This is a genomic window from Paraburkholderia sp. GAS199, assembly GCF_050436585.1.
Lineage (GTDB): Bacteria > Pseudomonadota > Gammaproteobacteria > Burkholderiales > Burkholderiaceae > Paraburkholderia.
This window is the reverse complement of sequence record NZ_JBNDMM010000001.1, coordinates 1-12,221: the sequence shown is the minus strand read 5'-3', so window position 1 is coordinate 12,221 and position 12,221 is coordinate 1. Positions and strand designations below refer to the sequence as shown.

The window sequence follows — 12,221 nt, the reverse complement described above, 5'->3', positions numbered from 1 at the left end:
TTAGGGAGCCGTCTGCCAACGATGACTCGGGGCAGGTACGGTAGGGTTGCGAAGTAAGTTCCGAATACAGAGGAGTCGGAGTATGAGTCACACGACTGCGGGCGTCGATATTCCCGATGGGCCAATTGCCCAAGCAGCTGCTGACCAGATTCGTGTCACGGAGTCTGCGCTGATGTTTCATCACGCATACCGTGCGTTTTTGTTCGCGGTGCTGACGGGCCATCGGCAACACTTGAAGTTCGACCCCGAAATGCTGTTTGTTGCCATGATGTTTCACAATGTGGGGTTAGGTGCGATTTACAGGACATCGATCAATCGTTTTGAAATTGATAGTGCAAATGAAGCACGTGATTTTCTGAGACAAAATGCCGCTGCAGATCATGCTGCAGCCGAAGTATGGACGGCCATAGCGTTGCACACGACGCCCGGAATTCCCGAGCACATGTCTCCGCTGGTCGCGCTGACCAGCGCGGGTGTACAGATGGACCTGCGCGGCGCCCGTTACGACGATTTCACTGCGGAGCAGCGCGAAGATGTACTTCAGGCATTTCCGCGCGAGTCCGGCTTCAAGAAGAAGATCATTCAGGCTTATGCGCGAGGCATGGAGCATCGTCCGGAGACAACCTTCGGAACGGTGAATGCAGACGTTCTGGATCGATGGGACCCGAACTATCGGCGGCTGAATTTCTGTGGTCTGGTGCTCGGGTCTGAATGGCAGAATTAATGTGTGGTCGGGATGCGCGAGGAGGTGATGCAATGGAACCAACGGATTTGCCATCTACGGCAACGACGCCCCCGGAACTTGAGATTCCGTATTCGTCGCTGCAGTTTCGTCGGCATCAGATGTTCCCCCGCCTCTCGGTACAAGAAATTGAGAGCCTGCGGCGTTTCGCTACGTCAATATCGTTCAAAGCGGGTGAGTTTCTCGTCGAAACCGGACAGGTCGCCAGAGGTCTGTTTCTAATCTTAAGTGGGCGCGTGCGCGTTTGCTCGCGCGACAGACTGGGGCACTCGACGCTCATTATCGAACATGAAAGCGGGGATTTCATTGCGGAGATGGCTCAGCTGTCTGGCCGGCCTGCGTTGGTCGACGGTGTGGCACTGACGGATGTCGAGGCGCTCGTCATTGATCCGGGTAAGCTCCGGGCGCTCATCGTTGCGGATGCCCAACTTGGTGAGCGGATCATGCGGGCGCTGATTTTGCGTCGGCTCGGGCTCATAGAGAAAGGGCTGGGCCCGGTTATCGTGGGTAACGGTGAGGATGGGAAACTGATCCGCTTGCAGGGTTTTTTGCGACGCAACGCTTACCCGGCGACGATAATTGACGCGCGGACAGACCCTGAAGCGATTGCTTTGCTCGAAGGCATGACTACCGGGCCTGACGATTTTCCACTTGTGTTCTGCCCGAATGGCGACGTGTTACGAGCTCCGGACGAGTCACAGCTTGCGTCGAGCCTTGGATTCGTACCCACGTTCGACCCGTCACACGTGTACGATGTCGCGATTGTCGGTGCTGGACCGGCGGGCCTCGCGGCAGCGGTTTATGCTGCTACGGAGGGCCTATCTGTAGTCGTCTTTGATCAGCGCGCGCCAGGCGGTCAAGCCGGAACAAGCGCCCGGATTGAGAATTATCTGGGCTTTCCCACAGGCATTTCGGGACAGGCGCTCGCCGCTCGTGCCTACCAGCAGGCTCTGAAGTTCGGCGCGCATGTCGCGATTCCCGGCGTTGTTACACGCGTGCAGCGCCAAAAAAACCGGCTTTTTATTTTGAGCTTGAAGGACGGGCAGGGGATTAGCGCACGAACCGTCGTAGTGGCTAGCGGCGCCGCCTATCGTAAGCCGATGGTGAAGGGGTTTGAGCGTTTTGAAGGGCGAGGAATTTACTATTGGGCGTCACCGATCGAGGGAAGGCTCGTGAAGGGACGGGATATTGTATTGATGGGCGGGGGAAATTCCGCAGGGCAAGCCATTGTCTTTCTCGCTAATTTCGCTCGCAGCATTCGTGTCGTGATTCGGGCCGAAGATCTGCATGCAAGCATGTCGAGATATCTGATCGAGCGCATCGGCTCGCTATCAAACGTCGCATTGTGCGCGCGATGCACCCTACGCACGCTTGCAGGAAACGACACTGGCCTTACGCAAATCGAGCTTCGCCACGAAGAAGAAAACGTTATTGAAGTTGTTTCAACCCGGCATCTATTTATGTTCATCGGCGCCGATCCAAAGACCGATTGGCTCGCCTCAAGCGGCGTGGAACTCGACAAACGTGGCTTTGTCGTTACCGGCCAGGCGCGCCTGACCCCCGGGCGCTTCGAAGCCGAGGAACCTTACGCCCTAGAGACCAATCTGGCCGGAATGTTCGCCGCTGGCGACGTTCGCGCGAAGTCGGCCAAGCGGGTAGCAGCCGCTGTCGGCGATGGTGCAGCCGTGGTAGCCCAGATACACGCCTATTTGAGCCGTTCTAGCACGGTGCCGGTCTAGCGTCAGCGACTGGCACAAATGCCGTTGCCGACCTCTGGCAACGGTTCCAACCGCAAATCCGCGCCAAGGCCGCGACATACCTATGTATGATTTCGCACCGTCGTGCGCGCCGCTATTATGCAATCGGGTAAGCTCGAGCAGCCGCGAGGGCGGGACAGTCGGAATCTCTCATTCTTAGAGGGGCACCTGACTTTTCCGGGCCAACGTCATATGGAAGTACGGGGAGTGCGAGGGGCTATGAGCTTCGTTTGTATCGTCGACGACGACGCTTCGCTGCGCAGTGGACTAACTAATCTACTGAGGTCGGCCGGCTACGCGGCGGTGAGCTTTTCTTCGGGCGAGGCGTTTCTGGCGTCTGCCGATATTGATGATGCTCTCTGTGTATTGCTCGACCTCAGAATGAAGGGTATGCAGGGGCTCGACGTGCAACGTCAAATGAACCAGCGGCATGGATCCGTTCCAGTCGTGCTCATGTCGGCGCATGGAGACGAAATGGTGATCCGGCACGCCCTGTCACAAGGTGCAGCTGGCTTCTTGCATAAGCCTTTTCCCGAAGAAGCGTTGCTCGACCTGGTCGCGGTCGCCGCCAGCCGGAAGGGAGATGAAAATTGAGCACCGACGCCTTGATCGACAGCGGCCGCAAATCGTTCCCCGACTCTAATTTACCTCCGCAGTTTGATCAGGCTTGGTTCGACGAACTCATACTCGAAGCACTCTTGGTCGATGGCGACATCGTGCGGTATCGGGCGCGTTCGCCAGACCATAAGAAATCCTGGCTGATTGCTGTGTCGGGTGAGTTGCAGTCCGAAGCTGCGTTTAGACGGTTGCAACACGAGTTTGCGCCGGCAGACAAACTCGAATCCGCCTGGGCCGGGCGACCACGTGCTCTCATACAACTAGCGCGTGGGCCCGTGCTGGTCTACGACGATTTCGGAGGAGCAATCGTAATACCGCCCGCACAAGGACCAGCCGCGATCGGCCGATTCTTGCGCATTGCCGTTGGTGTCACACACGCGGTGCGGCTGGCACATTTACGTGGCGTCCTGCACCTCGATATTAAGCCGTCGAATATCTGGGAAAGTGCGGATGGCTCAATACGCTTGCTGGGATTTCGCGGGGCGGCCAACGTTCCCGGCAATTTGCCTTCTGAACTATCTGATACGTTGTACGGGACCCTTGCGTACATGTCGCCCGAGCAGGCGCGTCGAGCTGAGGGCCCGGCGGACGAACGAAGCGATCTGTATTCGCTGGGTGTAACCTTGTACGAGTTGCTCACAGGGAAACTTCCATTCGATGCGGCCGATCCGATCGAATGGATCTACAACCATGTTGCCCGTGAGCCGGACGATCCGCGCCAACACCACCCGGCCGCCCCTGATGTCCTGGGGGCGATCATCCTTAAGCTGCTCTCCAAGAGCCCTACGGAACGCTATCAGAGTGCGTCAAGCCTTGAGGCGGACTTGCGGCGTTGCCTCGCCGACTGGAACGAGATCCAACATATCGTCCCATTCGAACCCGCGGCTGAAGACAATGTACGGAATTTGACCGTTACCCACCGTCTGTTTGGCCGGGCGCAAGAATATGATTCGCTACTTGATGCTTTCAAGCGGAACGCCACGCAGGGGCTACCCGAACTGATCCTCGTCTCTGGCTACTCGGGAGCGGGGAAATCGGAGCTAGTACGCAGCGTGCACCGCGCCACGGTGCAGACACCCACGCTATTTGCTGCTGGCAAGCTGGAACAATATGGCCAAAACGCGCCTTATGCGCCTTTGATGCAAGCCATACGATCCCTTTTTCAGCGCATCCTCGGCGAAAGCGACCGGGAACTAGAAGATTGGCGCAGTGTGCTGCGAGCCGCCGTGGGTGTTCAGGGGAGACTCCTAGCCGGCTTCATCCCTGAGTTGGAACTGGTTTTGGGAGTCCAGCCGGACGTGTCGGAACTGCCACCCGTTGAAGCGCAATTGCGCTTTCAAGCGTTGATTATCCGACTGCTATCCACGTTTGCCACGAACGCGCATCCGTTAGTTTTATTTTTTGATGACGTCCACTGGTTCGACGATGCCACGTTAAACTTTATCGCAAGCTTCGTCGCGACTGTCGAATTACGGCACGTATTGCTGATCTGCGCGTATCGTGATAATGAAGTCGATCGGTCTCCCAAGTTCAAGGCTTTCCTCGACTCGCTACCAGTCAGCAACTCGCGTGTTACGAAGCTTGCGGTCAACCCGCTCGATACCGCAAATGTTACTGCTTTATTGGCGGATGCGCTTCATTCCAATGCTGCGAGTATCTATCCGCTGGCCGTAGTGGTTCACGAAAAGACAGGTGGCAATCCTTTTTTTGTTAAACAATTGCTGCTGTCCCTTGCCGACCATCAACTGATTTCCTACGACGGGATTGCAGGGTGCTGGCAATGGGATATTGACCGGATCGCCGAATATGAATCATCGGCTAACGTGGTCGACTTGATGGTGACACGCCTGTCCAGGCTTCCCAGTGACGCGCAGGCCGTTCTTCGGCTGCTGGCTTTCATGGGGCGGCGTCTGGACCGCTCGGTTCTGGCACACATCGACAATATCGGTGGCGCTGAACTGGATCGCCGACTGCGGCCCGCAGTCCAGGCGGGGCTCATCCTCGCCGACCGAACGGGCTTCGCTTTTTCGCACGACAGAGTGCAGGAAGCGGCATACGCACTGACGCCTGCGGACGAATGTGGATATGAGCATGCGCGCATAGCGCGCAAGCTATTAGATGAATTCGAGGTACAGACTAAGCTCAAATCGGCATTTGAGGTAGCGCATCACGTCGAACGCGCGCAGGTGCTCGGTGCGCTGGGCAACCTCACGCTAACTGAAACGGAAGCGTTCAGCGGTGTCTGTTTGCAGGCTGCGCGTCACGCGAAAGAGGCGATCGCAATTCAATCGGCGCTAAATTATCTCGATGTGGCTCAAAGTTTAATCAACAGCGGTGACGGTGATTTTGTCCAAACGCGCGGATACGAAATTAGCGTGTTGCGGATACAGTGCCATATTCACAACGCCGACTTCGATGCCGCCGGAGCTGAGATCGGCCGTGTATTAAGGCAAGAGTTGTCGATCGTCGCGCAGGCGTCGGTTTACAAACTCAAAGTCGATATGCTGCAGCATCTATCTGACTATGAAGCCGCTGTCGACACGGCGCTAGAAGGCGTTAGTCTATTTGGCACTTATCTGCCACGCTATCCGGAAGCATTGGACGTCGAATTAGCATACGACAGGATCAACGAATCTCTCAAGACTCGGACGATTGCCTCGCTTGCTGAATTGCCGCCCCTTCGCGATGTCGCGATCGAGTCGGAAATGAACCTGCTGGCAAGTATGTATGCTCCAGCCTCTTTCGTTAACGAAAGGCTTGGATTCTTACACCTGTGCCGAATGGTGCAACTCACCATCGATAACGGGATCACAGCAGCATCCGCACATTGTCTTTCTTGGTTCGGCGTGTACGTCGCGGAATTTTTCGGCCGCTATGAAGAGGGTTACCAGTTTTCACTACTGGCCAAAACCCTAGTGGATGAGCGCGGATATCTCTCTGTAGCGACTAGCACGCTAGTGGCGCTCGATACCGTGAGTGTCTGGACTCAGCCGCTTCCCTACGTGCTCGAGTGCGCGCGCGAAGCATTCGAGTCGGCGCGGCCGAGTGGCGATCTCGTAATGAGTTGCTATTCATGCAATCACATCGTGTCGGATCTGTTGATCATGGGTGCACCGCTCGAACAGATCGACAAGGAAATAGACGTCGGACTATCGTTCGCCAGACGTGTGCGTTTTAAGGATGTCGAAGACATTCTCGAATTGCAAAAACGATTCGTGCATAGCCTGACAGGGGGGCCAGGGCTGCCTGGCAGTTTTGGTGTCGTCGTCGACGGAAGAATGACTTTCGAAGAGAACCTGCTCGACACCCAGATGGCGACCCTCCGATTCTGGATCTGGTTGCTAAAAGGCATCTCCTGCTACTTTCATGCTGATTATCGAAATGCGTTGTACTGCTTGGCAGAAGCGGGCGAACTGAAGTGGGCCACACCGGCTCACGTCCATCTGCTGGACTATCACCTCTTCACTGCGCTGACATTAGCTAAGGTTCATAGGAGTGACTTGCCGGAGGATGCGTCTGCCGCGGTGGTGAGGATCGAGCCGCATCTGGCGAAACTGCGCACGTGGGCCGAACTCAACCCGGCTACTTTTAAAGACAAGCTTCTAATTGTGGAAGCTGAAGTGGCCCGTTTGAACGGTGCTTCGCTTGCGGCCTTGACGCTCTATGAGAAGGCTGTGGCGTCGGCATCGGAGCATGGCTTCACACAGGGCAATGCGCTAGCGCACGAGTTGGCGTCTGCAGTGTGCGACGCCAATGGGCTAGCCAGCGCAGCCCGTCATCATAGGCGCCGTGCAGTGGATCACTACACGCGATGGGGTGCGCTCGCCATGGTCGAGCGGATCGAGCGAATCAATCGGCCGTCGGTGCTGCCTCGCGAAAAGGCTGCGGCGACGCAACCGTCGATAGAGATTCCGGCCGCCCAACAGCAGTTCGATCTTGTGTCCGCCTTAAAGTCGTCCCAAGCACTTTCTGAAGAGATCGTGCTCGACAAACTGATCCGCACACTCGTCACACTTGTAATCGTCCACGCCGGCGCACAAAGTGCCATGCTGATTTTGATGCAGGACAACGTTCCGGTGATCGAAGCAAGCGGCAGCCAAGAAAAGAATGGGGTGCGCGTCACGCTAGGCGGTGAAAAGGTGACGCGGGAGGATCTTCCCGCGTCGATGTTCTATACGGCACTGCGCACCCGTAAGCCCGTTGTGGTCGATGACGCACAGCGAGATCAGCGTTTCTCGTTTGATGTTTCAATGTCGAACCGGACGGTGCGTTCCGTATGCTGCTTGCCCCTGGTCAAACAGGGCAATGCAGTCGGTGCCCTCTACTTGGAAAATAACCTTGCGACCGGTGTGTTTACTGAAAACCGCACATCTGTACTCGAATTGCTCGCGTCACAGGCCGCCATTTCCCTGGAAACCGCTCGACTGTATGCCGAACTTATCGAGGAAAACAAGCGTCGCCAAGAAACGGAGATGGCTTTGCGCATGAGTGAAGAGGCGCTTGCGCTGGGGCAGAAAATCAGTCGCTCGGGGAGTTACATCTGGAACACGCTAACGGGAGAGCGTTACTGGTCTAAAGAGCTCTATAACGTATTTGCGATCCCGACGCACCGGGGAAGTCCGGAAACTGCCGCGATCCTCGAGAGGATTCATCCCGAGGATGTCGGCGCATATCAGGAAATAACCGGTCGTGCTTCACGTACTCGCACCGCTTTCCGGCAGAAATTCCGCATCGTGACGCCCGAAGGCGCGATCAAACATCTCGAAGTGCTTGGGGAGCCGTCGGGTGTCAGCAATTTTGTCGGTGTGGTGACAGACATAACCGATCGCCACACTACCGAGTTGGCATTACAGAATGCAAAAACCGAGTTGACCCAAGCTTCACGGGCTCGCACCATGGGCGAGCTGTCCGCGTCGATCGCTCATGAGATCAATCAACCGTTGGCATCCATTGTCTCCAATGCGAGCGCGTCTTTACGTTGGCTAAATCGCCCCGCGCCCGACATTCCGGAGGCGCTGGCCGGTTTGCGCGATATTGTGAAAGATGGTAAGAGGGCGGGCGAGATTATCCGAGCGTTGCAGTCACTTGCAAAGGAGGAAGCGCCCAGCTACTTGCCGACTCTCATCGACAGTGTGATTCGCGAGGTGTTTGAACTGGCGGCCGTTGAAGTCGAGCAGCGTGGACTAATCGTCAAACTCGATCTGGCTGTGGATCGAACAGTGATGGCGGACCGCGTGCAATTGCAGCAGGTTCTTTTCAACCTTGTCATGAACGCCGCGGATGCAATGCGTCATCTCGACGCGAGACAGCGGCAGTTGAGAGTCAGTTCGTGCGTCAGCGATCAAGGCAGCGTGATTGTTTCGGTACAGGACAATGGTACTGGCATTGATGACGCGACCATGGCGCGTATCTTCGACGCATTTTTCACGACCAAAACGACTGGCATGGGCATGGGGCTTGCCATCTGCAAGTCCATAGTCGAAGCACATGGCGGGACATTGACCGCCGGGCCTGGGTATCCAGGCGGAACGGTGTTCGTCTTCACCTTACCGATTGGCGATTAGCCGTGGTTGCCGCACCGTTGCTGGCACCCGCCTCATTGCTCTTATACGTGGGTATAGCAGTTGAAAGCGCGGTCACGGTTTATTCTGCTGGGAACGCAGACGTTATTAGCATTGGCAGCTTTCTCCGACCGAAACCAAGATATAAATCGAACAAACCTATCGTAGCGACTTGAAAACGAATGTAGGGATAGTTTCATCAAGGTCATTGGGATAACTTTCAGTTGTGGGGATTGCCCCCGCTGGATGTAATTCAAATGACCGGTTCGCACCGGTATCACGGAGAATCACAATGATGAAACTTGTCTCATTGATAGCCGTTGGGTCCGCTTTGATTGCGGGTTCGATTTCGAATATCGCAGCGGCCGAGACCATCCCCCAACTCGAGCCGACCACCCAGGCATTCATTGACAAGCTGACCGCCGCCGGCGGCCCGCCGCTCTACACGATGACCCCCCAAGCAGCGCGCAAGGTTCTCGACGATATTCAGGCCACACCTGTCAAGCTCGCGCCCGCTGAAGAGAAAGAAGTGACGCTGCCAGTCGGCCCAACAGGGAAGACTCAGGTGCGTGTTATTCGGCCGGCCGACGTGAAGGGTGCGACGCCTGTGATCATGTACTTTCACGGAGGTGGGTGGATTCTCGGCAACGCCGCAACCCACGACCGACTGGTGCGTGAACTCGCGAACCTCGCGCATGCAACGGTAGTGTTCGTCGAATATGAACCGTCACCCGAAGCGCGATTCCCGGTTGCAATTGAGCAGGACTATGCGGCAACCCAATACGTCGCCGAACATCCAAAGGAGTTCAACGTCGACGCAAATCGCCTTGCAATTGCCGGCGACAGCGTGGGAGGGAACATGGTGGCAGTCGTGGCCCAGATGGCGAAGGAGCGCCATGGCCCGGCAATTCGCTTCCAGGCGATGTTCTATCCCGTCACCGACTACACCCTCGACGACCCGACTTATGATGCTTTCCCCAACGGTCCGTGGCTGACGAAGCCGGCGATGAAATGGTTCTGGGACGCATACTTGCCGAACGCAACGCAAGCGCAGATGAACGATCCACACGTGTCCCCGCTGCGCGCTTCCGTCGACGCTCTTAAGGGTTTGCCGCCGGCGCTCGTCATCACTGACGAGAACGATGTCTTGCGGCATGAGGGCGAGGCTTATGCACATAAGCTTGCCCAGGCAGGGGTGAACGTCACTGCGGTGCGTTTTCTCGGCACGATGCACGATTTCATGATGCTCAATCCGATCCGCGATACGCCAGCCGCATTGGGCGCTACTGCATTAGCCGGTAGCATGCTGAACCAGGCGCTGGCGAAGTAACAGGGAACGCTCACAGCTGCGGCTGCGCGGTGCGGAAGATCTTGAAGTGATGTTTTACACTTTTTCGGTTCTGACATGCATCACCAATCCGAATCGCGCGGCCTCGGCCACGCCTTGCGCTGGACGCTGGTCGCGGTTTTGACTGGCGTGGCCGGCGGCTTAGCGGGACTCGGGCTCGCCGCGTTATTGCACGTTATCCAGCATGTCGCATACGGATACAGCCTTGATACGCTTTTCAGCCAGGAGAGTTTTCAGGCGGGTGTTATGGCTGCAACCCCATCCCGTCGCGTTGCCATACTCACTCTGTGCGGCCTCATTGCAGGGTGTGGCTGGTGGGCAATCTACCGCTGGTGCAAGCCGCTCGTTAGTATTTCTCGCGCTGTACGGGGCGACAGTCCATCGCTACCTGGCGTCGCCACCACTTGCCATGCTCTACTGCAAATTGTCACGGTAGCACTGGGTTCTCCGCTGGGACGGGAAGTCGCGCCACGCGAAATTGGTGCGATGCTCGCCGGCAAGCTTTCGTCGTACGCTGCGCTTACGGTGGATGAATCAAAAGTAATGGTCGCGTGCGGCGCCGGCGCGGGTCTCGCCGCTGTATATAACGTACCTGTAGCCGGCGCGATTTATGTCGTCGAAGGTTTGCTGTTCAGTATTGGCTGGCGAACTGTCCTGCCAGCCATCGTCACCGCTGTGATCGCGGCGCTCGTTGCCCGCATCGGGCTGGGAACCCTTCCACAATATGATGTTCCGCACTATGCGTGTACGCCTTCGTTGATAGTTTGGTCAATGCTCGCCGGTCCGCTCATTGGTCTGGCGGCGTCGCAGTTCACCCGGCTCACCGACCATGCACGGAGTCGCGCACCGCACGACAGCCGGATGCTACCGTATTGTCTCGCAAACTTCCTATTCATCGGTCTGCTCGCTACTCTGCTTCCTATGCTTCTGGGGAATGGCAAGGGACCCGCTCAAGTCGGGTTCGATGGCGCGGTGTCTGTGCAGCTTGCCGCGATTCTGCTGTTGCTGCGCATCCTGATTACTTGGACGAGTCTGCGTTCCGGTGCCGCCGGCGGTCTGCTGACACCCGGTTTGTGCAATGGCGCGCTGCTCGCCATTCTGTTAGGAGGCGTCTGGTCGGTATTGTGGCCGGGCACGCCGGCGGGAGCATTTGCCGTGATAGGCGCAGCGGCATTTCTGGCGACATCGATGCGGGTGCCATTTACCGCCGTGGCATTGATCTTTGAATTCACCAGGCCTTCTCCAGAATTTATTTTTCCTGTACTGCTTGCCGTCGCAGGTTCGGTCGCTACATCCGGTTATCTACGCCAAATTCTTGACCGGGCGCGACGTCCGCAAGATGATTCCCGCACCGCCGCTAAGCAGGCGGGTCTCTAAGCGGGCATTGGCGTTCCATCGGGCATGGTCCGTTTCTGCGCGGATGCGCTATTCCAGATTTCTAGCACGCTGTTCGCCAGAAGTTTTTCTGCGAGACCCTCGCCGAACGGCGCTTCAGTTGCGCCGTCATTGCGGGCGAGGTGAACGTGAACTCCACCGGGTTCGATTTAAGTGTCGAAGACAAACCGTACCTTGCCACCTTCGTAGACGCTTCCGATCAGCAACTGCTTCGGCAATCTGGCGCTGCGATCGCGGTGGCTCCAGCCCCTGATCTAACGAGTACCAGAATTTGCGCCGGCGTCAGCACCTCGATCATTATTATTTCAGCGAGCCGGTTCAGAATTCTGGATCAAAGTGTTGTTGGCCGTTGTCATCGGCACCTGTAAATTGATACACCGTCGGCACTGAGGAATTGATACACCTCGACGAAGGGATAATGGCCGCTTTGAGCGGCGATGATCTCGTACGAGGGATACATGCAAATCAGGATATTGCACAAGCAGGGCAAGAGTCTGCGTGCCATTGCTTGTGAGGTTGGCTGCTCAGTCAACACGGTGAGGAAGTATCTGGCGACGACTCAGGACACGCCGACGTATCGACCCGCGGCGGCTCCGCGCGAGTCGATACTGAAACCGTTCGAAGCCTATCTTCGGGAACGGATCGCGTCAGCGGCACCGGACTGGATTCCGGCGACAGTTCTGTGGCGCGAGATTCAGTCGAAGGGGTAACCGTTGCCTCACCACCGTCTGTTCATAGGTGCGCTCAGTCGGCAACCTAGTTCCCACCAGATCAAGTGGGGACCAGAGCGATGGAAACGA

General features: G+C 56.8%; 7 protein-coding genes. All 7 read left to right on the top strand.

The window, feature by feature from the left end; genetic code table 11:
* Positions 1-82: 82 nt before the first annotated feature.
* The 7 genes from P3T18_RS00035 (at position 83) to P3T18_RS00005 (ending at position 12,131) form a co-directional block, all read left to right on the top strand.
* Positions 83-724 carry a phosphohydrolase gene (locus tag P3T18_RS00035; protein ID WP_429297860.1) on the top strand — a complete coding sequence of 214 codons (642 nt, stop codon included), beginning with the start codon at positions 83-85 and terminating at the stop codon, positions 722-724.
* A 32-nt stretch (positions 725-756) separates the two neighbouring features.
* Positions 757-2,481: an FAD-dependent oxidoreductase gene (locus P3T18_RS00030; protein WP_429297859.1), complete on the top strand. Its 1,725-nt coding sequence runs from the start codon at positions 757-759 to the stop codon at positions 2,479-2,481.
* Positions 2,482-2,718: 237 nt separating this feature from the next.
* Positions 2,719-3,093 carry a response regulator transcription factor gene (locus P3T18_RS00025; protein WP_429297858.1) on the top strand — a complete coding sequence of 125 codons (375 nt, stop codon included), beginning with the start codon at positions 2,719-2,721 and terminating at the stop codon, positions 3,091-3,093.
* Entirely contained in the window at positions 3,090-8,681 is a 5,592-nt protein-coding gene (locus P3T18_RS00020) for an AAA family ATPase (RefSeq protein WP_429297857.1), read from the top strand. Before P3T18_RS00025 ends, P3T18_RS00020 begins: the two co-directional genes overlap by 4 nt.
* Positions 8,682-8,970: 289 nt before the next feature.
* Positions 8,971-10,008 (top strand): alpha/beta hydrolase, encoded by a 1,038-nt coding sequence (locus P3T18_RS00015; RefSeq protein ID WP_429297856.1) that lies wholly within the window; start codon positions 8,971-8,973, stop codon positions 10,006-10,008.
* A gap of 75 nt (positions 10,009-10,083) precedes the next feature.
* Positions 10,084-11,403, top strand: a complete 1,320-nt coding sequence (locus P3T18_RS00010) for a chloride channel protein (protein WP_429297855.1) — start codon at positions 10,084-10,086, stop codon at positions 11,401-11,403.
* A 476-nt stretch (positions 11,404-11,879) separates the two neighbouring features.
* A complete protein-coding gene (locus P3T18_RS00005) occupies positions 11,880-12,131 on the top strand; it encodes a helix-turn-helix domain-containing protein (RefSeq protein ID WP_429297854.1) in 252 nt (83 codons plus the stop codon).
* The last annotated feature ends 90 nt before the right edge of the window (positions 12,132-12,221 follow it).